The sequence below is a fragment of the Acidovorax sp. 210-6 genome (assembly GCF_010020825.1).
Classification (GTDB): Bacteria; Pseudomonadota; Gammaproteobacteria; order Burkholderiales; family Burkholderiaceae_C; genus Simplicispira; species Simplicispira sedimenti.
Genome location: NZ_JAACJE010000001.1, coordinates 3,602,469 through 3,626,624 on the forward strand (window position 1 = coordinate 3,602,469; position 24,156 = coordinate 3,626,624).

Genomic DNA, 24,156 nt, shown 5'->3' on the forward strand with positions numbered 1-24,156 from the left:
CATGAAATCAATGACTTGCAAAAGAGCCCGCTTGCCCACACCAGCACAAGGTGTCGGCACGGAGACAGGTTGGGAGTCTCCGATGCGCTGCCCGTGACCCTTCACCAGGCCACGCGCGGTGTTGGCCTTTACACCGGTACCGCCGTGGTGGTCTTCACACGGTCGAGCACGAAGCTGGTCTTGCAATCCTGCACGCTGGGGTGCTTGAGCAAGGTGTCCATGATGAAGCGGCTGTAGTGCGCCATGTCGGCCACCACCACGCGCAGCAGGTAGTCCATTTCGCCGGTCAGTGAAGCGCACTCCACCACCTCGGGCCAGGTCTGCACGCTGGCGCGAAACACATCCATGGGGTTGCGCTTGTGGGTTTCGGTGTGCTTTTCCAGCCGCACATTGAGGTAGGCCGTGAGCCCCAGGCCCACCGCCTCGGGGCGCACCAGTGCCACATAGCGATCGATCACGCCGCTCTCTTCCAGGCGCTTGACACGGCGCAGCACGGCACTGGGCGACAGGCCCACCTGCTCGCCAATCACCTCGTAGGTTTCCCGGCCGTTGTGCTGCAAACAGCGCAATATAGCCCTATCCAGCTTGTCCAATGCGTCAGAAGTATTCATGACGCAATTATTACGCGCCACCCATCCACGGAGATCACTTTGCCCTTGTATCGGGTATGTCCCGATAGTGATAACCCATGGATTACCCAACAATAAATTCCACAAAAACGCACGGTCGTTCGTTTTTGTGCAATACAAAATCCACAGGAGACATTCATGACCGGTTTCATTCGCCGCGCGCTGCGCGGCCTGGCGTTCGCGTGTGCGTCCCTAGCTCTGTTGCACGGCGCCCATGCAGGCACCTACACCCAGACGCGCTACCCCATCGTGCTGGTGCACGGGCTGTTTGGCTTTGATTCGGCGCTGGGCGTCGATTACTTCTACGGCATCCCCGAAGCGCTGCGCCGCGATGGCGCCAAGGTCTATGTGGCCCAGGTGTCGGCCGCCAACAGCACCGAGGTGCGCGGCGAGCAACTGCTGGCCCAGGTGAAGAACATCCTGGCCATCACGGGTGCGTCCAAGGTCAACCTGATCGGCCACTCTCACGGCGGCCCCACCACGCGCTACGTGGCCGGTGTGGCGCCGCAGCTCGTGGCCTCGGTCACCTCGGTGGGTGGCGTGAACCGCGGCTCGCGCGTGGCCGACATCATGCGTGGTGTGGCACCTGCAGGCAGCGTCAGCGAGAGCGTGGCGAACGGTGCCGCCAAAGCCCTGGTCACCCTGATCAACCTGACCTCGGGCGGCAGCAGCCTGCCGCAAATGCCCACGGCCGCGCTGGATTCGCTCACCACGGCTGGTTCCGCCAAGTTCAACCAGCGCTTCCCCGCCGGTGTACCCACCAGCGGCTGCGGCAACGGCGCCGAACTGGTGAATGGCGTGCGCTACTACTCCTGGACCGGCACCAAGACGCTGACCAACCTGCTGGACGTGAGCGACGCCCCCCTGGCCGTGCTGGGCCTGGTGTTTGGCGAAGCCAACGACGGCCTGGTGTCTGCCTGCTCGTCGCGCCTGGGTAAACACCTGGGCGACTACTCGCAAAACCACTTGGACGAAGTCAACCAGGTGCTGGGTCTGCGCGACTGGTTCGCTACCGATCCCGTCACGGTGTACCGCCAGCAGGCCAACCGCCTGAAGAACCTGGGCCTGTGATGCACAAGGCGGTGTGGGCCGGTGGAGCAGTCGCCGCCCTGGCCGGTGCGGGCGCACTGTGGTGGTTTCTGGGCGGGGACACCTCGCCCACCGACACCGCACCGCCCGCCGCCCAGGGCCAGGGGCCTGCACAGGCCCTGGCCCGCGCAGCCCCACCGCCCCACCCCCTCGGCCAAGGACGCACAACCCCAGGCGCAGCGGGCAACGACCCGTTGCTGACCCCCGGCCTGCGGGACGCCATCGAGGCCATGTTGCACGACGCCGGCGAAGCCGGCAGCCCCGACGCCTTGAAGCTGCGGCTGGAGGCGCTGGTCGGCCAGCACTTTGCGCCAGAGATGACCACCCGCGCCCTGGCCCTGGCGCGGCGCTATGTGGACTACCGGGTGGCGCTGGGACAACTGCGTCCCCCCGCCGATCCGCTGGACCCCCATGCCATGCGACAGGCGCTGGAGCAGCGCCAGAAGCTGCGCCTGCAGCACTTCGACGGCGACGAGTACGAGGCCTTGTTCGGCCAGCAACAACTGCTGGACCAGGCCCTTCTGGCCCGCTTGGAGATCGAGCGCAACACCGCGCTGAGTGCCGAGGAGAAGCGCAAGGCCCTGGCCGAGACCGAAGCCCAGTTGCCCGCCCCGCTGCGCGCGCAGCGCAGCGAATCTGTGGCCCATGTCGGCGCCGCCCAGCAAACCGCCGCCTTCAACGCCCAGGGGGCGGACGATGCCACCCGCTTTGCCCAGCGCAGCGCCACCTACGGCGCCGAGGCCGCAGAGCGCCTGGCACGCCTGGACCGCGAAGAGCGCGACTGGAACGCCCGGTTGGACCAATACCAACAAGCGCGCAGCGCCGGGCAGGATGCCGCCCGCCTGGATCAACTGCGCCAGACCCTGTTCACCCCCGAAGAACAGCTGCGCCTGGAAGGCGCCCTGGGCCTGCGCAGCCCTGCGCAAAACCGCTGATACAGCACCCGTTTCGCGCACATGGATTTGATGTGACGCAAAATTCCTGCAAACACCTTGTTTTATGAGGCCCATTTCGCGCGAACACTGATCTCCCTGGCGCCTACAGTGCATGACTCAGAGGCTGAAAGTTTTTTGCCCGTGCCCGAAAGGCGCGTCAAAGCGCCGCTGATCGAGGCGCAAAGCGCAGCCATAGCGCGGGCTATGGCGAGCATTTGCAACGACGAGCAGGGGTGTTTTGGCGTGCAAGGCGGGCATTGGCAAAAGACTCTCAGCCTCTCAGGTCAAGCAACTACGGAGACACCATGAACGCTGCACTGCCGGAAACGGCCACCGCCCCCCAAGACGCCTGGGACAACCCCATGGGCACCGACGGCTTCGAATTCATCGAGTACGCCGCACCCGATCCAGCCGCACTGGGACGCAGCTTTCAGGCCATGGGCTTCCAACCCGTGGCACGGCACCGTCACAAGAACGTGCTGCTGTACCGCCAGGGGAGCATCAACTTCATCGTCAACGCCGAGCCCGACAGCTTTGCCCAGCGCTTTGCGCGCCTGCACGGGCCCAGCGTCTGCGCCATTGCCTTTCGCGTGCACGACGCCAAGGCCGCCTACGAGCGCGCCATCTCGCTGGGCGCCTGGGGCTATGCCGGCAAGGCGGGCCCTGGCGAACTGAACATCCCGGCCATCAAGGGCATTGGCGACAGCCTGATCTATTTTGTGGACCGCTGGCGCGGCAAGGGCGGCGCACAGCCCGGCGACATCGGCAACATCGGCTTTTACGACGTGGACTTCGAGCCCCTGCCGGGCGTGAGTGCGCAAGAAGCGCTCAACCCCGTGGGCCATGGCTTGACCTACATCGACCACCTCACGCACAACGTGCACCGCGGCCGCATGGCCGAGTGGGCCGATTTTTACGAACGTCTGTTCAACTTCCGCGAAATCCGTTACTTCGACATTGAAGGCCAGGTCACGGGCGTCAAGAGCAAAGCCATGACCAGCCCCTGCGGCAAGATCCGCATCCCGATCAACGAGGAAGGCAAGGACAAGCCGGGCCAGATCCAGGAATACCTGGACATGTACAAAGGCGAGGGTATCCAGCACATCGCCATGGGCTCAGATGACCTCTACGCCACCGTGGACAAGCTGCGCGCCAGCGGCGTGCGCCTGCTCGACACGCCCGACACCTACTACGAGCTCGTGGAAAAGCGCATCCCCGGCCACGGCGAGCCGCTCGCCGCATTGCGTGACCGCAAGATCCTGATCGACGGCAAGAAGGACGCACTGCTGCTTCAGATCTTCAGCGAGAACCAGCTCGGCCCCATCTTCTTCGAGTTCATCCAGCGCAAGGGAGACGAGGGCTTTGGCAACGGCAACTTCAAGGCCTTGTTCGAGTCCATCGAGCTGGACCAGATCCGGCGCGGCGTACTCAAGGCTCCGGGCCAGGCCTGAGCGGACTGCCCCCCCGACACAGGCCGCCACCGAAGCGGCCTGTGCGCACCATGACAAAAAACCAGGAGACACACCATGGCCGCCGAACCCGTCGTCTATGGAGCGAGCGAGCGCCCCCCGCGGGGTGACTACGCCCGCGCCCGCCCCGACTACACCTGCACCCAGGACTGGAACGCCTATACCGCGCAGGACCACGACACCTACCGCCGCCTGTACGAACGCCAGAGCGCACAGTTGCCCGGCCTGGCCTGCGATGCCTTCATCGCCGCACTGCCCCGGCTGGGCGCGCGCGAACGCATTCCGCGGCTGGACGACATCAGCGAGCACCTGCACCGCGCCACCGGATGGGAGCTGGTGTCCGTGCCCGGCCTGATCCCCGAGGTGCCCTTCTTCACCCTGCTGGCCCACCGCAAGTTCCCGGTCACCGACTGGATTCGCACCCCCGAGGAGTTCGACTACATCGTCGAGCCCGACATCTTCCACGACCTGTTCGGCCATGTGCCGCTGCTGTTCGACCCGGTGTTTGCCGACTACGTGCAGCGCTATGGCGAAGGGGGGCTCAAGGCCGAGCGCCTGGGCGCGTGCGAGATGCTCTCGCGGCTGTACTGGTACACCATCGAGTTTGGTCTGATCCGCCAGCCCGAGGGGCTGCGCGCGTATGGCGCAGGCATCCTCAGTTCGGCCGGCGAACTGCGCTACGCCGTGCAAAGCCCCGAGCCACAGCGCCTGCCGCTGCGGCTGGAGCGCACCATGCGCACGCGCTACAAGATCGACAGCTTCCAGCAGACCTACTTCGTCATCGACAGCTTCGAGCAATTGTTTGCCATGACCGACCCGGACTTCGGCCCGATGTACGAGCGCCTGCGCAAGCAACCCGAACTGGCAGCCAATGCGCGCGATCCGGACGATGGCGACAACGCCACGGACGCCGAAAGCTACCCCGGTTTTCGCTGCATGCTGGAGCGCTGAGAGAACCGCCGACGCTGCGCGCCCCTCAATCCGCCTGCGCCAGTTCTTCCAGGCATTCGGCCATCACCTGCGCATCGCAGGCCATTTCCACATGCGCCAGGCCCGCCACAAAGCGCTGGCGCGCGCCGGGCAGCGCCGCCGTGCGCGCCGGGAAGACGATGTTGTCGCAGTTGGAATACCAGCAGGTGAACAGGCGGGCGCGGGTGAGGGGCTCGTCAAGCTGCAGTTGCTGCAGCCACGGGCTGGCCTGCTGCATCTGGCGTCCGTTGGTGGCCTGGCTCCAGCGGCCCAGCCAGGTGCCGCCGTGCGGCGTGCCCAAGGTGATGACCCGGTGCACCCGCGCATCGGCAGAAAACGCCCGCAGCCAAGCCCGCGTGGCCAGGCCGCCCATGCTGTGCGCCACGATCACGGGCGGCAGGCCGGTGGCCTGCGTCACACGGCGCACCGCCTCGTCCACCGTGGCGGCATAGGCATCGATGGAGCCGAACACCGGCTCCAGGTTCACCGCCACGTAGGCATGGCCGCGCGCACGCAGCAGCGGCATCCAGGACAGCCACAACCCACGGTTGCACAAAAAGCCGTGCACCAGCACCACGCCACGCCGACCGGTGGGGGCATCGGGCAGCCAGTCGGGCACGCTGGTGCTGCGCAGCGGCTGGCGCCAGGCAAACACCACCAGCGCCCAGCGCGCCTCGGCCACGGCCGCCCGCAACACCTGCGCCAGCGTGGCCCGGGGCGCCACATCAGCCTGGTTGACGGCATGCATCAGCACAAAGGGCAGGCCCAGGCCCAGCACATACATCCCCGCAAAAACACCCATTCCTGCCCAGGCCAGATCCAGCCCCTGGGGCAGCGCCCAGGCCCACCAGGCCGCCAGGGATAGCACCAGAGACACCAGCGCCAGCAATTGCATGCGCGCGATCATGGTGTACCTGCAGCGAAGTGAAGAGAGGGAAGACTATTCATGCGGGCTTTCGAGGTGGCGCAAGGGGGGAAACGCCGTTTTTCGGTGTAATGGTGAAAGCATAGACCATCCCCTCCAGCCATGGACGCTGCCGACACCATCCGCCACAGCCTTGCCGACGTGACCGCGCTGCGCGTGCAGCAGCAGGCCGACCCATCGCTGGCCCAGGCCGTACTGGCCGTCAAGCAATGGCAGTCGCGCCGCTTCGCTGGCACCTATGCCGACCTGATGGCCGACCCCCTGTACCAGGGTGCCACGCGATTTTTCCTGGAGGAGCTGTACAGCCCCGGCGACTACAGCGAGCGCGACACGCAATTCGGTCGCATCGCGGGCACCTTGCAGACGGTGTTTCCGCAGGCGGTGGTGCAGACCGCCACCGACCTGGCGCTACTGCACATGCAAACCGAGCGGCTGGACCACGCCATGGGGCTGGCCTGGGTGCACCTGCCCCCCACCCCCGCCGACGCCGCCCGCTACGTGGCCGCCTGGCGCGGCGTGGGCGAGCGCGCCGAGCGCGAACAACAACTGGCCAGCGTGATGAAGCTGGGCCAAGACCTCACCCGCTTCACGCGCATGCCCGGCCTGCGCATGATGTTGCGCATGATGCGCAAGCCCGCCCAGGCCGCCGGCCTGGGGGCCTTGCAGCATTTTCTGGAAACGGGGTTTGACACCTTTGGCGAGATGGCGCGCAGGCGCGGTGCGGTGGAGCATTTTCTGAGCACCGTGCACGAGCGCGAAGCCATGTTGATGCAGGCGCTGTTCGACGGCGACCCTGTCGCCTGCGGGACGCAATTGGAGGCCACCCTAGGACTTGCCCGGTAGCCCTTGCGCACTGCAACACAGAGAATGGGGCCTCCTTTTTTCCCCATCCTGACTGCAGAACAACGCATGGACAAGATCTGGCTCAAGAACTACCCCGCGGGCGTACCGCACGACGTGGACCCCGATCAGTACCGCTCGGCCGCGCACCTGCTGGAAGAGGCGATGCGCAAGCATGCCGCCAGCCCCTTCTCGGTGTGCATGGAACGCTGGATGAGCTACGGCGAGCTGGATCGCCATTCCGCCGCCCTCGGCGCCTGGCTGCAGGGCCAGGGGCTGGAGCCCGGCGCGCGCGTGGCCATCATGCTGCCCAACGTGCCGCAGTTCGCCGTGACCATGGCCGCCGTGCTGCGCGCGGGCTACACCTGTGTGAACGTCAACCCGCTCTACACCGCACGCGAACTGGAGCACCAGCTCAAGGACTCCGGCGCCACCGCCATCGTCATCCTAGAGAACTTCGCCCACACGCTGGCCGAAGTGGTCGATCACACCAACGTCAAGCATGTGGTCATGGCCTCCATGGGCGACATGTTGGGCTTCTGGTACGGCCAGTGGATCACCTTCGCCGTGCGCCACCTGGCCAAGATGGTGCCCGCCTATGAGCTGCCGCTCACCGGCGGCCGCCAGGTCACCAGCTTCAAGAAGGCGCTGGCGATGGGCGCGCGCCGCACGCTGCAACCCAGCCAGGCCAACCACGACTCCATTGCCTTCCTGCAGTACACGGGCGGCACCACGGGCCTGTCGAAAGGCGCGGTGCTCACCCACCGCAACATCATTGCCGCCACGCTGCAAGCCGAGGCCTGGTTCACGCCGGCGCTGTCCAAGATCGGTGACCTGAGCAAGGCCAACAGCATTGCCGCGCTGCCGCTGTACCACATCTTCGCGCTCACGCTGTGCCTGCTGGCCATCCGCCAGGGCTCGCGCCTGACGCTGATCCCCAACCCGCGCGACATTCCCAAGTTCGTCGAGGTGCTCAAGAAACGCCCCTTCCACATGCTGCCGGCCGTGAACACGCTGTTCAACGCCCTGCTGCAGAACCCACAGTTCCGCGCGCTCGACTTCTCGCACCTGTGCGTGTCGCAGGCCGGCGGCATGGCGGCGTCCGAGGGCACGGCCAAACAGTGGCAGAAGGTCACGGGCAGCACCATGATCGAGGGCTGGGGCATGAGCGAGACCTGCGCCATCGGCACCAACAACCCGGTCAACAACACCACCTTCACCGGCACCATCGGCCTGCCGCTGCCGGGCATCGAGATCGCCATCAAGGACGATGACGGCAACAGCCTGCCCCAGGGCGAATCGGGCGAGATCTGCATCCGTGGCCCCAACGTCATGCCGGGCTACTACAACCAGCCCGAGGAGAACGCCAAGGCCTTCACACCCGACGGCTTCATGCGCACGGGCGACATCGGCATCATGGACGCCGAGGGCTACACGCGCATCATCGACCGCAAGAAGGACATGATCCTGGTCAGCGGCTTCAACGTCTTCCCCAACGAGATCGAGAACGTCATCTCCACCTGCCCCGGCGTGCTCGAATGCGCCGCCGTCGGCATCCCCGACGAGAAATCGGGCGAGGCCGTCAAGGTGTTCGTGGTGCGCAGCGACCCCTCGCTCGAAGAAAGCGACGTGGAACGCTTCTGCCACGAGAACCTCACCGGCTACAAACGGCCCAAGTACATCGAGTTCCGCGAAGACCTGCCCAAGACCAACGTGGGCAAGATCCTGCGCCGCGAGTTAAGGACAACCCCCTGAGCGGCTGCGCCGCTTCCCCCTTCTCTTGCAGCGCTGCGCGCTGCGGAAGGGGGACACCGCCAGCGCGGCGGGGCGGCCCTTGCGCGGCGGTCGCTGGGCTGGGCCGCGCGCATGGCAACCACCACGGGCAGCAAATTTTCATTGGATAGCTTATGACGCAACATCCATCGGCCCTTCCGCCCGAAGTCACTGTTTTTGAACGCGGCTGGCTGTCGTCGAACAACATCCTGTTCACCGGACTGCATTCGGGCGCCGCGCTGGTGGACACGGGCTACTGCACGCACAGCGCGCAGACGCTGGCGCTGGTGCAGTCCGCGCTGGGCGGACGGCCGCTGGAGCGCATCCTCAACACCCACCTGCACAGCGACCACTGCGGCGGCAACGCCGCGCTGCAGCAGGCCTGGCCGCAGGTGCACACCGCCATCCCGCCCGGCCAGGCAGCGCATGTGCGCCACTGGGACCCCTACGCCCTGAGCTACACGCCCACGGGCCAGGAATGCCCGCAGTTCCGATGCGACGCCCTGCTGCAACCCGGCACCGAGGAGCTGCTGGGCGACCGCCCCTGGCAGGTGCACGCCGCGCCGGGGCACGACCCGCATTCCATCGTGCTGTTCGAGCCGCAGGACCGCATCCTCATCTCGGCCGATGCACTGTGGGAGAACGGCTTCGGCGTGGTCTTCCCCGAGCTCGATGGTGCCGACGCCTTCGAGGAAGTGGCACGCACGCTCGACCTGATCGAGCACCTGGCTCCGCGCACCGTGATCCCCGGCCACGGCCCGGTGTTCCACGATGCCCCGCGCGCCCTGGGCGTGGCACGCAGGCGCCTCGACGGCTTCGCCAGCAACCCCGGCAAGCACGCGCTCTATGCCGCCAAGGTGTTGCTCAAGTACAAGCTGCTGGAATGGCAGCGCATCAGCCTGCCCGACCTGCGCGCCTGGACCGACGCCACGCCCTACTTCGGCACCATGCACCAGCGGCATTTCGGCGACCGCGGCCAGGCCGAGTGGCTGGAGGGGCTGATGGACGAGCTTGTGCGCTCGGGGGCGGCGCGGCGGGAAGGGGATGTGCTGGTGAATATTTGAGGTGTTTTTGGCCTCTGACGCTTATCTGATAAGCGCAAACAGCTATATTTTTTATAGCAATCATCATGTAGTTGCAGTGGGCAGCTGGCCGGGTCTCGCCCCGGCGGGCGACTCACTTTCTTTCGCTTCGCCGAAAGAAAGTAAGCAAAGAAAGGGCGACCCTGCTGGCTCCGACCCTCCGCTTCGCTGCGGGCAACGGGGTCTCGCTCGAACTCGCGCCTGCGGCGCTCAGACAATCGCGAGCCCTGATCCGCTGGCCGCTGCGCTCCTCGGCGCATCCTGAAGGGATAGTGGCAGCCCAACAGTCCTACGGGCCATCGCTGCGCTCGGCCCCACAGGGCGCAGCGATGGCCCGTGTTCTTTCCAACCCCTTCTGGCTGCGCCTGCGGCGGGGCGCTTGCGGGGTGGGCATGCGCGTCGCAGCGCGCATGCTTTGTCATCTGACTCGCCGGGGTTGTCCGAACGAAGCTGCGCAGCAGCGCAGTGAGTTCCACGGCGCACCCCGCAAACGCCCCGACGCAGGTTTGCTCCTTCGCACCGCGAAGGGGTCGCAGACAGTGGGTCGCCTTTCTTTTGGGTACTTTTCTTTGGCGAAGCAAAGAAAAGTACCTCGCCCCCCGGGGCGAGACCCGGCCAGCCACCCTCAAAAACAGCCCCCAAGAACCATCAAGGCAGTTCCTTGTTCACCTCCGGCTCCGCAACCCCCCGCGGCCCCACCGTCCCCAGCCGCGCCTTGAGCGACTGCGGCTGCCCCGTGATCAGCGCCGCGTAGTTGGTGGTGTTGGCCAGCACCTTCTTCACGTAGTCACGCGTTTCGCTGAACGGGATGTTCTCGGCCCAGATGGCGGCGTCCAGCACGGTGCCGTTGCGCCACACCCGTGGGCGGCCGGGCCCCGCGTTGTAGGCGGCAGCGGCCATGGGCATGGAGCCGCCGAAGTCGTCCAGCGCCAGCTTGAGGTAGGCCGTGCCGATGGCGATGTTGGTGTCGCGGTCGGTGATCTGCTCGGCACGGAAGTCCGTCAGCCCGATGCGCTTGGCCGTCCAGCGTGCGGTGGCGGGCATCACCTGCATGAGACCCGAGGCACCCACGTGCGAGCGGGCATCCATGATGAAGCGGCTTTCCTGCCGGATCAGGCCATAGACGTAGGCCGGGTCGAGTCCGATGGACTTGGCACGCTCCACCACCGCGTCGCGGAAGGGCATGGGGAAGCGCTGCACCATGTCGATGGTGCCGCGCGTGCGTTCGCTGGTGTTGATGCAGCGGTCCCACACCTCGCGCTGGCAGGCAAAGTCGGCGGCGGCCAGCAGTTCGCGGTCGTTCATGCCGCCGGGGCGGTGCAGGTTGGTGGTGTAGTTCCACTCGCGCACGCCCTCGCCACGCAGGCCGATGAGGATGGCGTACAGCCCCCGGTTGAGGCCGGGGTTGGCGCGCGCAGCGGCTTTCTCTTCCTCGGTCAGCGGTGCGGGGGCGGGGGGCAGCGTCACGCGCTGGCCCAGTTCTTCCAGCGCCAGTTGTTCGTAAAAGCCGCGTGTACCGGCAATGCCTTCGAGCAGGCGCTGGGCCTGGGCGCGCTCGTGGTCGTTGGGGCGGCCGGCCAGCAGCGCGCGGGCCTTCCAGTACACCCAGGTGGCGTCCTGGCGCTGCTCCTCGCCCATGGCGTCGATGGCATGGCGCACCTCCCTCCACTGCCCGGCGCGCAGGGCGGCACGCACCTTCCAGGCCAGGAGGTCGTCGTTCAGGTCCGTATCGCGCGATACGTTGGCGTAATAGCCCATGGCACTGGGCGAGAGCTTTTGCGCCGCCACCTTGCCCATCACGCCCCAGGCCCAGTTGCGTTCTTCGGGCGACAGGTGCACGCCCCACTTGGCATCCAGCTGCGACGCGGCGGATTCGATGTCGCTGCCCGCCAGCTTGATGAGGGCCAGCAACACCAGCTCCTGCCGCATCCGCCCACGGGCCGTGGAGTGTGCGCGCAGGAACTTGCTGGGCGCGTCCAGGGCCTCGCGCAATGTGGGCAGCGCATCGGGCGCCACGATTTCCACCGCCTTGCGCGCCACACCGGGGCGGTTGGCTTCCACAGCCAGGCGCGCCTTGCGCCACACATCCAACGCACTGAGCTTGCGCGCCGCCAGCAGCTCAGCCGCAGCGTGGGCGCAGCCGTCATCGGCGTCGCGCTGGCTGTGCCACAGGCGGCGTACCTCATCCCCCACGTTGGGGCTGGCAGTGCCCTTGATGTCTTCGATCAGCAGCGCGTAGCAGCGCACCTCCTTGTCGTCCTGCATGCGGTACTGGGCGTGGTGCTCGGCAAACTGCGCCCAATCGCGGCGCTGGCCCAGCAATTGCAACCAGTCGTTGCGCAGGCGGTCTTCGTGGTAAGTGCCCGCCCAGCGCTGCAGAAAGCCCTGCACTTCCTGTGCCGAGGCGTCGTTCAGCCGGGCCTTGAGCTCCCAGTAGGCCGCCCAGGGCTCCAGCGCATGGCCCTTGGCCTGGGGAAGGAGCTGTTCGAGCCTTTTGCGGTCGCCCTTGCGAAAAGCCTGCTGCATGTCCAGCAGCACCTGGTCCCCCTTGGGCTGGGCCCAAACAGGGGCCGTGGGCGTAGCCAGCAGCGCACAGGCCACCAGCGGTGTCAGAATCTTCGATAAATACATTCGGGGAATTATGTGATGGACAAAGCAGCCCTGCGGCGCACTCTGGTGGAACAACGCCTGAACCTGCCCGATCGCCTACAGCGCGCCGACCTATTGCAACAGGTCATGCGCATCTGGCTCGTGAACCGGCCCGACACCATCATCGGCGCCTACTGGCCCATCAAGGGCGAATTCGACCCCCTGCCCGCCCTGCACCGCTGGAAGGAAGACGGCGAACTGCTCGACGAACCGCAGTTGCGCCGCATCGGCCTGCCCGTGGTGAACAAGCAGCACAAGACCCTCACCTTCCACGCCTGGTACCCCGGCTGCCCCATGGAGGAAGACGCCTACGGCATCCCCAAGCCCAAGGACACCGAGCTGATCGTGCCCACACTGCTCTTCGTGCCCTGCGTGGGCTACGGACCGGGCGGCTACCGCCTGGGCTACGGTGGCGGCTTCTACGACCGCACCCTGGCCACCCTGCAGCCCCGCCCAACTACCGTGGGCCTGGGCTACACCCAGGGCTACCTCGACGACTTCGAGCCCGAGGCGCACGACCTGCCGCTGGATGCGATCCTGAACGACAACGGGGTGGTATGGCCTGTATGAGGCACATCCCCCTGAGTCGCCTGCGGCGGCCCCTCTCCCCCTGCCCCTCTCCCACCAGGGGAGAGGGGTAACACCTCCCCTCCCCCCTCGCGGGGAAGGGGTCGGGGGAGAGGGGCCGCCCCCTGCGCGGCGGGGCGGCCCTTGCGCGGTGTCTGCTGGCCCCCGCTGCTGACGCCGCTGCATCGATAAGCAAAAACCGACGAACCCGCAGTGGCTTCGCACGCGCCGCGTTATTACACATATTTGCTTTGCTGTGATATTTGTGTAATATTTAACACATGCATTCTTCCCTCGACGCCAAAGTCCAACCCAAGCACCTGCTGCTGGAGCTGCTACTCGCCAGCGGCGACGACGCCCTGCCCGTCAGCCATGCCGTGGCGGCGGGGGCCGTGTTCGGCATCAGCGAGAACCATGTGCGCGTGACGCTGGCGCGGCTGGCCGCGCAGGACATGGCGCAGGCCACCGAGCGCGGCACCTGGCGCCTGGGGCCGGCGGCGCAGAACCTGGCGCAGGATGTGTCCCACTGGCGCAGCACCGCCGAGCGCCTGCGCCCCTGGAACGGGCAGTACGTGGCGGTGCACTGCGGCGCCCTGGCGCGCAGCGACCGCGCCACCACACGGCAGCGCGAGCGCGCCCTGCACCTGCTGGGCTTTGCCGAGCTGCAACGCGACTTCTGGCTCCGCCCGGACAACATCGAGGCGGACATCGCCGCCATCCGCGCGCGCCTGCACGCGCTGGGTCTGGAGGCGCAGGCCGTGGTCTGCGGCTGCACCTCGCTCGATGCCGCGACCGAGGCCGCGGTGGACGCGCTGTGGGACGGCGCGGCCCTCAACCAGGGCTACCGTGCCACGCAGGAGCGGCTGCAACGCTGGCTGGATAGCGCGGCACGCCTGCCCATCGACCAGGCGGCGCGCGAATCGTTCTTCCTCGGTGGCGCGGCCATCCGCCAGCTCGTGTACGACCCGCTGCTGCCCGAACCCATGGTGGACGGCGCGTTGCGCGCCGCCTTCATCAACAGCGTACACGCCTTCGATGCGGCGGGCCGCGCCATCTGGGACCGCTTCTACGACGCTCTGCCCACCCCCGATGCCGCCGCGCGCAAGGCGCGCCTGCGCGTCGCCTGACCCTTCCCTTGCCCCAGGAGACACCGCCATGACCGCCCTGAACGAGAGCAACGCCCTGCACACCCGCTACCTGGCCGAAACCCACCAGGTCGAGAACGTGTCCTGCGAACTCGCCGACTACAACATGTACGCGCAGGACGCCGCGCTGCGCGAGGCCGTGCAGCGCGAGGGCGCGGCCTGGGCCGATGCGGATTTGCTGCGCTTTGGCGAGTTGACCGGCTCGGCCGAGTACCTGGAGCAGGGCCACCTCGCCAACAAGCACCTGCCCGAACTGGAAACGCACGACCGCTTCGGCAACCGCATCGATCTGGTCAAGTTCCACCCCGCCTACCACCGCTGCATGGGCACGGCCATCGAGCACGGCCTGCACTCCGCGCCCTGGACCGATCCGCGCCCGGGCGCCCACGTGGCGCGCGCCGCCGGCAACTACCTGCACACCCAGGTGGAGGCCGGCCACGGCTGCCCCATCACCATGACCTTCGCCGCCATTCCAGCGCTGCGCCTGCAGCCCGACCTGGCCGCGCTGTGGGAGCCCAAGATCACCGCGCGCGTGTACGACCCGCGCAATGTGCCCGTGGAGCAGAAAGCCGGCGTGACCATCGGCATGGCCATGACCGAGAAGCAGGGTGGTTCGGACGTGCAGGCCAACAGCACGCGCGCCTACCCCGTGGGCCAGGGCTGCCCTGGCCAGGCGTATGAACTGGTGGGCCACAAGTATTTCGTCTCGGCGCCCATGTGCGACGCCTTCCTGGTGCTGGCACACACCGACAAGGGCCTGTCGTGCTTCCTGCTGCCGCGCTGGCGACCCGACGGCACCAAAAACCCGCTGCAGGTGCTGCGCTTGAAGAAAAAGATGGGCAACGCCTCCAACGCGTCGAGCGAGACCGAGCTGCGCGGCGCGCTGGCCTGGATGGTGGGCGAGGAAGGGCGCGGCGTGCGCAACATCATCGAGATGGTGGCCATGACGCGCTTCGACTGCATGGTGGGCTCCAGCGCGGGCATGCGCATGGCGCTGTCGCAGGCGCTGCACCACTGCGCGCACCGCAGCGCCTTCGGCGCACGCCTCAACCAGCAGCCGCTGATGCAGAACGTGCTGGCCGACCTGGCGCTGGAGAGCGAGGCCGCCATGACCCTGTCGATGCGCGTGGCCCGCGCGCTGGACCACCGCGACAACCGCCACGAGGATATGCTCGTGCGCCTGGTGACCGCCGTGGGCAAATACTGGATCTGCAAGCGCACGCCCGGCCACGCCTACGAGGCCATGGAATGCATCGGCGGCAGCGGCGTGATGGAGGACAGCATGTTCCCGCGCCTGTTCCGCGAGTCGCCCGTCAACGCCATCTGGGAAGGCAGCGGCAACATCCAGTGCCTGGACGTGCTGCGTGCCATGGCCAAGACGCCCGAGGTGGTGGACGCCTTCTTCGCCGAACTGCGGCTCGCGCTGGGCCAGAACACATTGCTCGACCAGCATGTGCGCGACCTGGGCAAGGAATTCCTTGATACCACCGACCTGCAGTACCGCGCCCGCCATGTGGTCGAGCGCATGGCGCTGGCGCTGCAGGCCTCGCTGCTGGTGCGCGGCGCGCCCGCCTTCGTGGCCGACGCGTTCTGCGCCTCGCGCCTCGCGCCCGAGGGCAGCTTCAACTACGGCGCGCTGCCGCGCGGTGTGGACGTGCAGGCCATCATCGACCGGGCCACGCCACGGATACAGTGACACCCCCCTGTGGCGCTGCGCGCCTTCCCCCCTCTCCTGCGGGAGGGGGGACGCACCCAGTGGCCCGGCAAAGCCGGTTCCACGGGTGCCCTGGCACAAGCCCGCTACGCACGCCGGAGTGCATTGACGCACAATGGGTCGCTCTTTTGCGGCCCCTTTTCTTCAGCAGGTGAACCATGCTCCAGCTCTACATCGGCAACAAGAACTACTCCTCCTGGTCCATGCGCCCCTGGGTGCTGCTGCGCCAGGCGGGCATTCCGTTCGAGGAAGTGCTCGCGCGCTTCGACAGCTTCGACGCTGACTCGCACTTCAAGGCCATGATCGCCGGCATCTCGCCCACCGGTAAGGTGCCCGTGCTGGTCGATGGCGATCTGGCCATCTGGGACACCCTGGCCATCGCCGAATACCTGGCCGAAACCTACCCCGAGAAAAACCTCTGGCCCCAGGACAAGACCGCCCGCGCCCGCGCCCGCAGCGTCTGCGCCGAGATGCACAGCGGCTTCACCGCCCTGCGCGGCGCATGCCCCATGAATATCGAGGCCCACCTGCCCGACATCGGCGCACTGATCTGGCGCGACAAACCAGCCGTGCGCGCCGATGTGCAGCGCCTGGTGGACATGTGGAGCGGCCTGCTGGAGCAGCACGGCGGCCCCATGCTGTTCGGCGACTTCAGCATCGCCGACGCCTTCTACGCCCCGGTCTGCATGCGCCTGCACAGCTACGGCCTGCCGGTGCCGGAGCACATCCAAGCCTATGTGCAGCGCGTGCGCGCACTGCCCGGGGTCAAGGCCTGGATCGACGGCGCGCTGGCCGAGCAGGATTTCCGCGACTTCGAGGAGCCGTACCGGCTGGGGCGCTGAGACGCTGATTTCGCTCCCGGCATGGCACTTGTAGCACTTGTGTGCTACATTGATTCACCACCGGAGCCGCCATGTCCACCACCACCATCCGCCTCGAAGACGAGCTGAAAGCCCGTATCAACGCCGCTGCCGCGCAAGCGGGCAAAACGGCCCATGCCTTCATCCTGGACTCCCTGGCCCAGACGGTGGAGCAGGTGGAACTGGACAACGCCTTTCACGCCGTGGCCGACGAGCGCTGGGCACGCATCCGCGCCACGGGACAGACCGTGGCCTGGGACGATGCCAAGGCCTACCTGGTCGCCCGCGCCCAGGGCAAACGGCCACGCAAACCCTCCGCCCGTACCCCAGGCAAGTAAACGCCAGCGCCCGCCTTCGCATGACCCGCACCGAGCTGGCCCCGGAAATCCTGGACGATTTCGACCGCTTCTTCGACCACATCGCCCAACACGACCCCGAATCCGTACCCGAGCACATTGACACCATTCTGGAGGCCCTGCAGATCCTCACCCACAGTCCGCAGATCGGGCGCCCTGTGCGGGGCGGCAAGCGGGAGCTGGTGATAGGTCAATCCTCGCGCGGCTATGTGGCGCTGTACCACTACGTGGCTGCCATCGACACCGTGTTCGTGCTGGCGGTGCGCAGTCAGCGGGAGGCCGGTTTCAAGCGCTGAGGCCCGGCCTCACCCCTGCCGGAACTGCTTGCGCAAAAACGGTTTGTGCCGCCCGATGTGCGCCAGTTGCTCGGAGGTGATGCTGCTACCGAGGGATCGCCCTCGGCGGCTAGATGGATACTTAAATGGCGAAGCCATCACGGCAACACATCCCCCGGAGCTGCCGGAACATCAGGCACCAGATCCAGTGCAGCCGCATATTTTTCAGCGCTGGCGCGCTGGCCACGCTGGGCGATGTAGTCCTCGGCGGCGAGCGCTGCCAGTTTTTCAGCCAATGCCGTCGCCGCCAACTGATTGACGGAAATGCCCTCCCGCTGGGCATAGAGCTTGGCGTTCTGGTGGATCGATTGCGGTAAACGCAGGCTGAGTATGCTCATAGTGCTCCTCCATCCAATAGCTTCAAGAACTGGCCGGGTGTGACCACCTGGACTGCGAACCCACCTGCGGCAGCAAAGTCGCGCAGGTTGTGCGTCACCAGATAGTCTGCCGAGGCATTGACTGCGGCCTCCAGCACCAGTTCATCGCGGGGGTCACGCAATTGAGGCCGCCACAGAAAATGAACCGACTGCTGAACCGCGACGGCACACACCATGTCCAAAACAGCGTCGATCGCGTCCACAGGCAAGGGCAACAGCCCGGAACGGTGCAAGACATCCTCGTACTCCATGGCCAATGGCACCGTCAGATGCAAGCGATATTGCCCTGTAGGCAAGCGCCGGAGCAATTCAAACGACGCACCATTGCGTGAACGCAGCCCCGCCACCAACACATTGGTGTCCAGCACAATCTGGGGACAAGCTTTCATGGTATTACCTATAATACCGTATCACATCCAGCGAGGCGACCTACCGCCCTCCTCACCCCTGCCGGAACTGCTTGCGCAAAAACACCTTGTGCCGCGCAATGTGCGCCAGTTGCGCCGGGGCGATCGAGCCGCCCAGGGTCTCGTCCTCGGTGTTGAGCACCGCGTTGGCATAGCGCATAGCGCGCGCCACCACCTCGGTTTCGCTCACCTCCTGCTGCGCGGCCAGGTCCATGGCCACGCGGCGCATGGCGCGCTGCGACAGCACCCACATGGCACCGAAGGCATCCCATGCGCCAGCAGCCTCCAGAGCTTTTTCACGGTCGGCCAGGATTTCCGACAGAGGCTTGTTCAGGATTTGCTGCAATCCCTCCAGTTGGTTCTGCAGTTCCTGTGCCCGCGCCTGCAAGGCCTGCGCGGCCTGCTCGGTGGCGGCCACTTGCTCTGCCGAGGGCGCTGCCTGCGGCACCGGAATGCTCCCATCGGGTTGGGGCTGCACAATGGTCAATGAATCAGACAAGGACATGATGGGCGTACTGTAGCAACGCATGCCTGCAACCAACACACCCGCCACGCACCCATGAAGACGATCTACCAAGCGGCCAACGCCATCGAAGCGCATATGTTGCGCGACCTGCTGGCCCAGGAGGGGCTTTCGCCCGTCATCCAGGGCGAGCATCTGCAGGGCGCCGTGGGCGAACTGCCTGCTGCCGGGCTCGTCCGACTGGAGGTTCCAGAGCCAGAACAAGCGAAAGCCCGCGAAATCATCGCGCGCTGGGAGGCGGACCAGCCCAGCGAAACTGCCCCCATACCGCAGCACTCCCGGCGCGCCGGTGGGTTGTGGTACTTCGTGGGCGGCATGCTCCTGGGGGCGGGTTTGTTGTACGCCTTCGTGCGGACACCGGTCTCCAGCGATGGCATTGACCACAACTGGGACGGAGTGTTGGATGAGCGATGGAGCTACGCCGCGCGCGGCAATCTGCTACGCACGGAAGTGGACCGCAACCTGGATGGCAAGATTGACTACATCGTGCAATACGACAAACGAGGGTTGGCAGAGTCCGCAAAAAGCGACGACAACTTTGACGGAACATACGAGACCACGACGAGCTTTCGTGACGGCAACGCCGTGACTACAAGGACAGACACCAACGGAGACGGTCTCCCGGATCTGGTAACCCACTTTGTCCATGGCGTTCAACGGTCCACGCAATACATCAACCCCACCTCGGGCCTGCCCGTGCGGGTGGAGTATTTCAATCTAGGCGTGATGCTGCATGCCGACTTGGACACCGACAAAGACAGCAAACTGGACACCCGCGTGACCTACACCCCCCTGGGGGAGGAGGCTTCACACGGCCCTATTCCCCGGTAGGTACACAAACGCCCCCCACCACCGATACACTGCCCCCATGCAAATCTACATGGTGGGGGGCGCCGTGCGCGACCGGCTGCTGGGCCGCCCCGTGAACGACCACGACTGGGTGGTGGTGGGCGCCACGCCCGAGCAGATGGTGGCCCAGGGCTACCTGCCCGTGGGGCGCGACTTTCCCGTCTTCCTGCACCCCCAGACGCGCGAGGAGTACGCGCTGGCCCGCACCGAGCGCAAAAGCGGGCGCGGCTACCGGGGCTTCGTGGTGCAGACCTCGCCCGACGTGACGCTGGAGGAAGACCTCTCGCGGCGCGATCTCACTATCAATGCGATAGCGCTTGGCGCATATTCCACGGGCGCTGAGGCCATTTTTGACCCCCATGGCGGCGCGCGCGACCTGCGCGACAAGGTGCTGCGCCACGTGACCCACGCCTTCCACGACGACCCGGTGCGCATCCTGCGCGTGGCGCGTTTCGCGGCGCGCTTCACCGACTTCAGCGTGGCGCCTGAAACGATGGCGCTGATGCGCTCCATGGTGGCGCACGGCGAGGCCGACCACCTGGTGGCCGAGCGCGTGTGGCAGGAGCTGGCGCGTGGCCTCATGGAGGAAAAGCCCTCGCGCATGTTCGAGGTGCTGCGCCAGTGCGGCGCGCTGAAGGTGGTGCTGCCCGAGGTGGACCGCCTCTGGGGCGTGCCCCAGCGCGCCGACTACCACCCCGAGGTGGACACCGGCGTGCACCTGATGATGGTGCTGGACATGGCCGCGCGCCTGCAGGCGCCGCTGGGCGTGCGCTTTGCCTGCCTCACGCACGACCTGGGCAAGGGCACCACGCCCCAGGATGTGCTGCCGCGCCACATCGGCCACGAGCAGCGCAGTGCCCAGTTGCTCAAGAGCCTGTGCGAGCGCCTGCGCGTGCCCACGGACTGCCGCGAGCTGGCCGACGTGGTGGCGCGCGAGCACGGCAACATCCACCGCAGCGGCGACCTGGGCGCGGCCGCGCTGGTGCGGCTGCTGGAGCGCTGCGACGCGATCCGCAAGCCGGCACGGCTCGACGAGATCCTGCTCGCCTGCGAGTGCGACGCGCGCGGGCGCCTGCATTTCGAGGAAAAACCCTATCCCCAGCGCCCGCGCATCAACGCCGCGCTCACGGCGGTGCAATCGGTTGCTACCAGTGTGATAGCTGCTCACGCAGCATCCAAGGGCGTTACAGGCCAAAAAGTAGGTGAACTAATCCACGCCGCACGCGCGGAGGCCGTGGCCGCCTGGCTGGCCCAGCCCGCCACCTGATTCCGTTTCCAAATCATTGGTGTCTAGGCGCGAAGCCGCAGACAGTGCTGCAGCACGGCAAGGCGAAGCAACAACGACACGGATGATTTAGAAATGGAATGACGATCAGCTACCAGCGCAGCACGCGCGGCCCCAGCCAGGCACCCGCCAGCGTGGGCAAGGCCATGCCCGCCAGGTACCACACGGCCAGGAAGGGCGCGGCCATTTCCGGGCAGTGCAGCGCATAGGCCAGCGCGCCCAGGGCACCCGCCAGCAGCCCGGCCCCGGCGCCCGCCCAGGCCAGGCGCGTGGGCGCCGCGCCGCGCAACGCCCACAGGCTGGCCGCCAGGGCGGGCAGCGACAGCGCCGCGATGTTGAAGGCACAACTGCGCCAGGTGCTGCCCAGCACCAGGGGCAGGCGCTCGCCGGGCCCGGCCTGGCCCAGCGCCACGGCGGCCAAACCCCACAGCACCAGCGGCGGCAGGGCCAGCAACGCCAGGCTGTGCCCCAGGCCCATGCCGGGCCGCGCCAGGCGGCGCAACACGGCCAGGCCGCCAGCGGCCAGCAGGCCGGCAAACCCCAGCTTGCCCCAGAACATGGGCAGGGCCATGTCCTGCACCACCCCAGGGCGCATGCCAAACAGCAACAGCATCAACACCAGGCCCCCGCCCAAGCCGGCCAGCACCGCCACCGCAAAGCGTTGCTCGATGGCGTACGACGCCACCGGCTCTGCGTCCTGCGCCAGCAAACCAATCAAATCGTCCGTTTTCATGCCGTTCCCCTGATACGGGCGGCCAGGGCCTTAAGCCCCCGGTGCACACCCACCTTGACCGCCGATTCCGACAGCCCCGTCAGGCGCGCCGTCTCCACCACCGACAGGCCTTCGAGCTTCATGTGCACGATGGGCAGGCGCTGGCGCTCGGGCAGCGTCTGCAGCAGCTGGCCCAGATCGCGCCGGGCCTGCGCGGCCTCGGCATCGCTGCTGGAAAACAGCTCCTGCACGTCATCCAGCGGCACATCGAGCGCGCCCTTCACCGCGTGCGAGCGCAGCCAGTCGATGAGCTTGTAGCGCGCGATGGCATGCGCCCAGGCCGTCACCGGCAGGTCGGGCCGGTAGGTGTGGCGCTGGTTGTGCACGGCGAGCAGGGTCTCCTGCACGAGGTCCTCCACTTCATCGGGCCGCTGGGCCAGGCGGCGGCGCAAAAAGGCCCGCAGGTGCGCGCTCAGCTCCTTCAGGAAGCGCTGGTAGGCGTCGGTGTCGCCCTCCAGGCCCTGCAGCAGCAGCGGGCGCAGCCGCTGTTCTATCTCCATGGCGTCTCCCTCGCTGGTATTCGGGGCCGGTGCGCGGCCGGTTACACGGGGGCCGAAAAATAAATTTTCGGCCACAGCGTAACCCGCACCGCCGTGCCCGCGAATTACAGCGCAGACCGGCCGGGTGCGTTGGCATTGCAGGCAGAGGTCTCGTTCATCACCCAAGGAGCTATCAGCATGACCACCCGTTCCCTCACCCTCGGCGCCCTGGCTTTTGCCGCCCTCGCTTCTGGTGCCGCCATCGCCCAGTCCGACAGCATGAACAAGTCCGGCGACATGGCCAAACCCACCATGGAGAAGTGCTACGGCGTTTCCATGGCCGGCAAGAACGACTGCGCCGCCGGCCCCGGCACCACCTGCGCGGGCACCGCCAAGGTGGACTACCAGGGCAACGCCTGGAAGTATGTGCCTGCGGGCACCTGCACCAGCATCCAGACGCCCAAGGGCATGGGCTCACTCAGCGCCATCAAGGCCTGATCCCCGATAGGACCGCACCATGCCCCACCTTCTCACCGCAGGCCTGGGCCTCAAGCCCCAGCATTACGACGAGGCCCTGCACTGCACCGCCAGCGGCCTGTGGTGGGAGGTGCACCCCGAGAACTACCTGTCGGGCGGTGGCCCGCGCCTGGCCTGGCTTGAAGCCATCCGCGCGCGCCACCCGGTGTCGCTGCATGGCGTGTCGCTCTCGCTCGCGGCCGACGCGCCGCCCGATGCGGGCCACCTGCACCGCCTGGCGCAACTGGCGCGGCGCATCGAGCCCGCGCTGGTGTCCGAGCACCTCGCCTGGTCGGCCTGGCGCGGGCGCTACCACCCGGACCTGCTGCCCTTCCCGCGCACGCACGAGGCGCTGGCGCGCATTGCAGCCAACATCAGCGCCACGCAGGACGCACTGGGCCGCACCATCGCCATCGAGAACCCCACACACTACCTGCACATCGACGGGCACGATTGGTCCGAGACCGATTTCCTGGCCGCGCTGGTGCGCCGCACCGGCTGCGGCCTGCTGCTGGACGTGAACAACGTGGTCCTCAGCGCGCACAACCTGGGCACCCGCGCCCACGACTACCTGGACGCCTTTCCGGTGCAGGCCATCACCGAGATCCACCTCGCGGGCCACCATGCCGACCCGCGCCTGGGCGAGACGCTGCTCATCGACAGCCACGACGCCCCCGTAGCCGAGCCCGTGTGGGCGCTGTACGAGCACCTGATCGCACGCACCGGCCCTCGGCCCACGCTGATCGAGCGCGACGACGCCATCCCGCCCCTGCCCGAGCTGCTGGCCGAGCGCGAGCGCGCGCACCGCATGCTCGCGAACCTGGAGGCCCTGCCATGCGCCTGAGCGATTTCCAGGACGGCCTGGCCAGTGCCCTGCTGCCCCCACCCGGCGCCAGCGCACCGCCGCCCGCCTGGCTGGATGCGCTGCTCGCCCAGCCCGGCTTTGCCGTGTACCGCAACACCGTGGCCAAGGGCTGCATCGACGCGCTGCAGGCCAACTACCCCGCCGTGCACGCCCTGGTGGGCACCGACTGGCTGCGCGCCACGGCACATGCCTTCGTGCACCAGCACCCGCCGACGGACGGGCGACTCATGGGCTATGGCGCGGGCTTTGCCGATTTTCTGGAAGGCTTTGGCCCGGCCGCCAACCTGCCCTACCTGGGCGCCGTGGCGCGGCTGGACCGCTGCTGGACCGAGTCCCACCTGGCCGCCGACGCGCCCACGCTGCAGGCCACATGGCTGGCCCAGCAGCCGCCCGAGGCCCTGGCGCTGCTGCGCCTGCACCCCCACCCGGCCACGCGCTGGCGGTGGTGCGCGGAGCACCCCGCCTACCGCCTGTGGCAATGCCAGCGCGACGGCTTGCCCTGGGATACCGACCTGCCCTGGCAGGGCGAAGGCGCGCTGCTGACCCGCCCGCACGATGCCGTGCAATGGGCGCCCCTGCCGCACGCGGGCTGCGCGCTGCTGGACGCCTGCGCCGCAGGCGCCACTTTTGAAGACGCCGCCGCCCAGGCCCTGCAGGCCGCCCCCGCCACCAACCTGCCCGCGCTCGTCGCACTGCTGCTGCGCACCGGCGCCCTGCGCGCCCCCGAACCCTGTTGAACGAGGAGT

26 protein-coding genes are annotated in these 24,156 nt (G+C 67.2%); 18 read left to right on the forward strand and 8 right to left on the reverse strand.

From position 1 onward, the window contains the following. Positions 1 to 128: 128 nt before the first annotated feature. Complete coding sequence (locus GWK50_RS16730) at positions 129 to 611, reverse strand: Lrp/AsnC family transcriptional regulator (RefSeq protein ID WP_162017478.1); 483 nt, start codon at positions 609 to 611, stop codon at positions 129 to 131. A 156-nt stretch (positions 612 to 767) separates the two neighbouring features. Here GWK50_RS16730 and GWK50_RS16735 point away from each other — a divergent pair, with 156 nt between their 5' ends. From GWK50_RS16735 to phhA, 4 genes are all read left to right on the forward strand, one after another. Continuing rightward, positions 768 to 1,700: a triacylglycerol lipase gene (locus GWK50_RS16735; protein ID WP_162017479.1), complete on the forward strand. Its 933-nt coding sequence runs from the start codon at positions 768 to 770 to the stop codon at positions 1,698 to 1,700. Further along, positions 1,700 to 2,653: a lipase secretion chaperone gene (locus GWK50_RS16740; protein ID WP_162017480.1), complete on the forward strand. Its 954-nt coding sequence runs from the start codon at positions 1,700 to 1,702 to the stop codon at positions 2,651 to 2,653. The genes GWK50_RS16735 and GWK50_RS16740 overlap by 1 nt, the downstream gene beginning before the upstream one ends. A 305-nt stretch (positions 2,654 to 2,958) precedes the next feature. Beyond that, positions 2,959 to 4,104 carry a 4-hydroxyphenylpyruvate dioxygenase gene (gene hppD, locus GWK50_RS16745; protein ID WP_162017481.1) on the forward strand — a complete coding sequence of 382 codons (1,146 nt, stop codon included), beginning with the start codon at positions 2,959 to 2,961 and terminating at the stop codon, positions 4,102 to 4,104. Positions 4,105 to 4,179: 75 nt separating this feature from the next. Next, on the forward strand, positions 4,180 to 5,073 hold the full coding sequence (gene phhA, locus GWK50_RS16750; RefSeq protein WP_162017482.1) for a phenylalanine 4-monooxygenase: 894 nt from the start codon (positions 4,180 to 4,182) through the stop codon (positions 5,071 to 5,073). Positions 5,074 to 5,098: 25 nt separating this feature from the next. Here phhA and GWK50_RS16755 read toward each other — a convergent pair whose 3' ends face one another. Continuing rightward, positions 5,099 to 5,998: an alpha/beta fold hydrolase gene (locus GWK50_RS16755; RefSeq protein WP_162017483.1), complete on the reverse strand. Its 900-nt coding sequence runs from the start codon at positions 5,996 to 5,998 to the stop codon at positions 5,099 to 5,101. A gap of 120 nt (positions 5,999 to 6,118) precedes the next feature. Here GWK50_RS16755 and GWK50_RS16760 point away from each other — a divergent pair, with 120 nt between their 5' ends. The 3 genes from GWK50_RS16760 (at position 6,119) to GWK50_RS16770 (ending at position 9,693) form a co-directional block, all read left to right on the forward strand. Beyond that, positions 6,119 to 6,859 (forward strand): hypothetical protein, encoded by a 741-nt coding sequence (locus GWK50_RS16760; RefSeq protein ID WP_162017484.1) that lies wholly within the window; start codon positions 6,119 to 6,121, stop codon positions 6,857 to 6,859. A gap of 66 nt (positions 6,860 to 6,925) precedes the next feature. Further along, the gene (locus tag GWK50_RS16765) at positions 6,926 to 8,611 is read left to right on the forward strand and encodes an AMP-binding protein (RefSeq protein WP_162017485.1); all 1,686 of its coding nucleotides are present in this window, start codon (positions 6,926 to 6,928) and stop codon (positions 8,609 to 8,611) included. 152 nt (positions 8,612 to 8,763) lie between these two features. Next, positions 8,764 to 9,693, forward strand: a complete 930-nt coding sequence (locus GWK50_RS16770) for an MBL fold metallo-hydrolase (RefSeq protein ID WP_162017486.1) — start codon at positions 8,764 to 8,766, stop codon at positions 9,691 to 9,693. Positions 9,694 to 10,359: 666 nt separating this feature from the next. Here the strand turns inward: GWK50_RS16770 and GWK50_RS16775 are convergent. Next, on the reverse strand, positions 10,360 to 12,342 hold the full coding sequence (locus GWK50_RS16775; RefSeq protein ID WP_162017487.1) for a lytic transglycosylase domain-containing protein: 1,983 nt from the start codon (positions 12,340 to 12,342) through the stop codon (positions 10,360 to 10,362). Between the two features lie 15 nt (positions 12,343 to 12,357). Between GWK50_RS16775 and GWK50_RS16780 the strand changes: the two genes are divergently transcribed. From GWK50_RS16780 to GWK50_RS16805, 6 genes are all read left to right on the forward strand, one after another. Further along, complete coding sequence (locus GWK50_RS16780) at positions 12,358 to 12,930, forward strand: 5-formyltetrahydrofolate cyclo-ligase (protein WP_162017488.1); 573 nt, start codon at positions 12,358 to 12,360, stop codon at positions 12,928 to 12,930. Between the two features lie 278 nt (positions 12,931 to 13,208). Continuing rightward, a complete protein-coding gene (locus GWK50_RS16785) occupies positions 13,209 to 14,054 on the forward strand; it encodes a PaaX family transcriptional regulator C-terminal domain-containing protein (protein WP_162017489.1) in 846 nt (281 codons plus the stop codon). Positions 14,055 to 14,082: 28 nt separating this feature from the next. Then, positions 14,083 to 15,768: an acyl-CoA dehydrogenase family protein gene (locus tag GWK50_RS16790; RefSeq protein ID WP_162017490.1), complete on the forward strand. Its 1,686-nt coding sequence runs from the start codon at positions 14,083 to 14,085 to the stop codon at positions 15,766 to 15,768. 176 nt (positions 15,769 to 15,944) lie between these two features. After that, positions 15,945 to 16,628: a glutathione S-transferase family protein gene (locus GWK50_RS16795; protein ID WP_162017491.1), complete on the forward strand. Its 684-nt coding sequence runs from the start codon at positions 15,945 to 15,947 to the stop codon at positions 16,626 to 16,628. 71 nt (positions 16,629 to 16,699) lie between these two features. Beyond that, on the forward strand, positions 16,700 to 16,984 hold the full coding sequence (locus GWK50_RS16800) for a DUF1778 domain-containing protein (RefSeq protein WP_162017492.1): 285 nt from the start codon (positions 16,700 to 16,702) through the stop codon (positions 16,982 to 16,984). 20 nt (positions 16,985 to 17,004) lie between these two features. After that, the gene (locus GWK50_RS16805; protein WP_162017493.1) at positions 17,005 to 17,298 is read left to right on the forward strand and encodes a type II toxin-antitoxin system RelE/ParE family toxin; all 294 of its coding nucleotides are present in this window, start codon (positions 17,005 to 17,007) and stop codon (positions 17,296 to 17,298) included. Positions 17,299 to 17,435: 137 nt separating this feature from the next. Here GWK50_RS16805 and GWK50_RS16810 read toward each other — a convergent pair whose 3' ends face one another. From GWK50_RS16810 to GWK50_RS16820, 3 genes are read right to left on the reverse strand one after another with little or no spacing between them, the layout of a single operon-like run. Beyond that, positions 17,436 to 17,675: a toxin-antitoxin system HicB family antitoxin gene (locus GWK50_RS16810; RefSeq protein ID WP_162017494.1), complete on the reverse strand. Its 240-nt coding sequence runs from the start codon at positions 17,673 to 17,675 to the stop codon at positions 17,436 to 17,438. Next, positions 17,672 to 18,103: a putative toxin-antitoxin system toxin component, PIN family gene (locus GWK50_RS16815; RefSeq protein ID WP_162017495.1), complete on the reverse strand. Its 432-nt coding sequence runs from the start codon at positions 18,101 to 18,103 to the stop codon at positions 17,672 to 17,674. Before GWK50_RS16815 ends, GWK50_RS16810 begins: the two co-directional genes overlap by 4 nt. Before the next feature lie 52 nt (positions 18,104 to 18,155). Next, positions 18,156 to 18,626 (reverse strand): hypothetical protein, encoded by a 471-nt coding sequence (locus GWK50_RS16820; protein WP_162017496.1) that lies wholly within the window; start codon positions 18,624 to 18,626, stop codon positions 18,156 to 18,158. Positions 18,627 to 18,680: 54 nt separating this feature from the next. Between GWK50_RS16820 and GWK50_RS16825 the strand changes: the two genes are divergently transcribed. Together GWK50_RS16825 and GWK50_RS16830 are read left to right on the forward strand one after the other, a co-directional pair. Continuing rightward, a complete protein-coding gene (locus GWK50_RS16825) occupies positions 18,681 to 19,475 on the forward strand; it encodes a DUF2007 domain-containing protein (protein ID WP_162017497.1) in 795 nt (264 codons plus the stop codon). 37 nt (positions 19,476 to 19,512) lie between these two features. Beyond that, the gene (locus tag GWK50_RS16830) at positions 19,513 to 20,760 is read left to right on the forward strand and encodes a multifunctional CCA addition/repair protein (protein WP_162017498.1); all 1,248 of its coding nucleotides are present in this window, start codon (positions 19,513 to 19,515) and stop codon (positions 20,758 to 20,760) included. Between the two features lie 109 nt (positions 20,761 to 20,869). Here the strand turns inward: GWK50_RS16830 and GWK50_RS16835 are convergent, their stop codons facing one another. Both GWK50_RS16835 and GWK50_RS16840 read right to left on the reverse strand, forming a co-directional pair. Next, the gene (locus GWK50_RS16835; protein WP_162017499.1) at positions 20,870 to 21,511 is read right to left on the reverse strand and encodes a DUF1109 domain-containing protein; all 642 of its coding nucleotides are present in this window, start codon (positions 21,509 to 21,511) and stop codon (positions 20,870 to 20,872) included. Further along, a complete protein-coding gene (locus tag GWK50_RS16840) occupies positions 21,508 to 22,050 on the reverse strand; it encodes a sigma-70 family RNA polymerase sigma factor (RefSeq protein WP_162017500.1) in 543 nt (180 codons plus the stop codon). Before GWK50_RS16840 ends, GWK50_RS16835 begins: the two co-directional genes overlap by 4 nt. 177 nt (positions 22,051 to 22,227) lie before the next feature. Between GWK50_RS16840 and GWK50_RS16845 the strand changes: the two genes are divergently transcribed. The 3 genes from GWK50_RS16845 to GWK50_RS16855 are packed head-to-tail and all read left to right on the forward strand — an operon-like array spanning position 22,228 to position 24,147. Beyond that, entirely contained in the window at positions 22,228 to 22,527 is a 300-nt protein-coding gene (locus GWK50_RS16845; RefSeq protein ID WP_162017501.1) for a DUF2282 domain-containing protein, read from the forward strand. A 19-nt stretch (positions 22,528 to 22,546) separates the two neighbouring features. Next, positions 22,547 to 23,389: a DUF692 domain-containing protein gene (locus tag GWK50_RS16850; protein ID WP_162017502.1), complete on the forward strand. Its 843-nt coding sequence runs from the start codon at positions 22,547 to 22,549 to the stop codon at positions 23,387 to 23,389. Next, positions 23,380 to 24,147, forward strand: coding sequence for a DNA-binding domain-containing protein (locus GWK50_RS16855; protein WP_162017503.1), 768 nt, complete (start codon positions 23,380 to 23,382; stop codon positions 24,145 to 24,147). Before GWK50_RS16850 ends, GWK50_RS16855 begins: the two co-directional genes overlap by 10 nt. The last annotated feature ends 9 nt before the right edge of the window (positions 24,148 to 24,156 follow it).

What these genes read in the sequence shown, in the direction of transcription:
- GWK50_RS16730 (WP_162017478.1), bottom strand. Translation starts at nt 611, where the DNA reads ATGAATACTTCTGACGCATTGGACAAGCTGGATAGGGCTATATTGCGC.
- GWK50_RS16755 (WP_162017483.1), bottom strand. Translation starts at nt 5,998, where the DNA reads ATGATCGCGCGCATGCAATTGCTGGCGCTGGTGTCTCTGGTGCTATCC.
- GWK50_RS16815 (WP_162017495.1), bottom strand. Translation starts at nt 18,103, where the DNA reads ATGAAAGCTTGTCCCCAGATTGTGCTGGACACCAATGTGTTGGTGGCG.
- GWK50_RS16855 (WP_162017503.1), top strand. Translation starts at nt 23,380, where the DNA reads ATGCGCCTGAGCGATTTCCAGGACGGCCTGGCCAGTGCCCTGCTGCCC.
- GWK50_RS16805 (WP_162017493.1), top strand. Translation starts at nt 17,005, where the DNA reads ATGACCCGCACCGAGCTGGCCCCGGAAATCCTGGACGATTTCGACCGC.
- GWK50_RS16850 (WP_162017502.1), top strand. Translation starts at nt 22,547, where the DNA reads ATGCCCCACCTTCTCACCGCAGGCCTGGGCCTCAAGCCCCAGCATTAC.
- GWK50_RS16770 (WP_162017486.1), top strand. Translation starts at nt 8,764, where the DNA reads ATGACGCAACATCCATCGGCCCTTCCGCCCGAAGTCACTGTTTTTGAA.
- GWK50_RS16810 (WP_162017494.1), bottom strand. Translation starts at nt 17,675, where the DNA reads ATGAGCATACTCAGCCTGCGTTTACCGCAATCGATCCACCAGAACGCC.
- GWK50_RS16845 (WP_162017501.1), top strand. Translation starts at nt 22,228, where the DNA reads ATGACCACCCGTTCCCTCACCCTCGGCGCCCTGGCTTTTGCCGCCCTC.
- GWK50_RS16825 (WP_162017497.1), top strand. Translation starts at nt 18,681, where the DNA reads ATGAAGACGATCTACCAAGCGGCCAACGCCATCGAAGCGCATATGTTG.
- GWK50_RS16740 (WP_162017480.1), top strand. Translation starts at nt 1,700, where the DNA reads ATGCACAAGGCGGTGTGGGCCGGTGGAGCAGTCGCCGCCCTGGCCGGT.
- GWK50_RS16760 (WP_162017484.1), top strand. Translation starts at nt 6,119, where the DNA reads ATGGACGCTGCCGACACCATCCGCCACAGCCTTGCCGACGTGACCGCG.
- GWK50_RS16820 (WP_162017496.1), bottom strand. Translation starts at nt 18,626, where the DNA reads ATGTCCTTGTCTGATTCATTGACCATTGTGCAGCCCCAACCCGATGGG.
- GWK50_RS16735 (WP_162017479.1), top strand. Translation starts at nt 768, where the DNA reads ATGACCGGTTTCATTCGCCGCGCGCTGCGCGGCCTGGCGTTCGCGTGT.
- GWK50_RS16790 (WP_162017490.1), top strand. Translation starts at nt 14,083, where the DNA reads ATGACCGCCCTGAACGAGAGCAACGCCCTGCACACCCGCTACCTGGCC.
- GWK50_RS16765 (WP_162017485.1), top strand. Translation starts at nt 6,926, where the DNA reads ATGGACAAGATCTGGCTCAAGAACTACCCCGCGGGCGTACCGCACGAC.
- GWK50_RS16795 (WP_162017491.1), top strand. Translation starts at nt 15,945, where the DNA reads ATGCTCCAGCTCTACATCGGCAACAAGAACTACTCCTCCTGGTCCATG.
- GWK50_RS16785 (WP_162017489.1), top strand. Translation starts at nt 13,209, where the DNA reads ATGCATTCTTCCCTCGACGCCAAAGTCCAACCCAAGCACCTGCTGCTG.
- hppD (WP_162017481.1), top strand. Translation starts at nt 2,959, where the DNA reads ATGAACGCTGCACTGCCGGAAACGGCCACCGCCCCCCAAGACGCCTGG.
- GWK50_RS16835 (WP_162017499.1), bottom strand. Translation starts at nt 21,511, where the DNA reads ATGAAAACGGACGATTTGATTGGTTTGCTGGCGCAGGACGCAGAGCCG.
- GWK50_RS16840 (WP_162017500.1), bottom strand. Translation starts at nt 22,050, where the DNA reads ATGGAGATAGAACAGCGGCTGCGCCCGCTGCTGCTGCAGGGCCTGGAG.
- GWK50_RS16775 (WP_162017487.1), bottom strand. Translation starts at nt 12,342, where the DNA reads ATGTATTTATCGAAGATTCTGACACCGCTGGTGGCCTGTGCGCTGCTG.
- GWK50_RS16800 (WP_162017492.1), top strand. Translation starts at nt 16,700, where the DNA reads ATGTCCACCACCACCATCCGCCTCGAAGACGAGCTGAAAGCCCGTATC.
- GWK50_RS16780 (WP_162017488.1), top strand. Translation starts at nt 12,358, where the DNA reads ATGGACAAAGCAGCCCTGCGGCGCACTCTGGTGGAACAACGCCTGAAC.
- GWK50_RS16830 (WP_162017498.1), top strand. Translation starts at nt 19,513, where the DNA reads ATGCAAATCTACATGGTGGGGGGCGCCGTGCGCGACCGGCTGCTGGGC.
- phhA (WP_162017482.1), top strand. Translation starts at nt 4,180, where the DNA reads ATGGCCGCCGAACCCGTCGTCTATGGAGCGAGCGAGCGCCCCCCGCGG.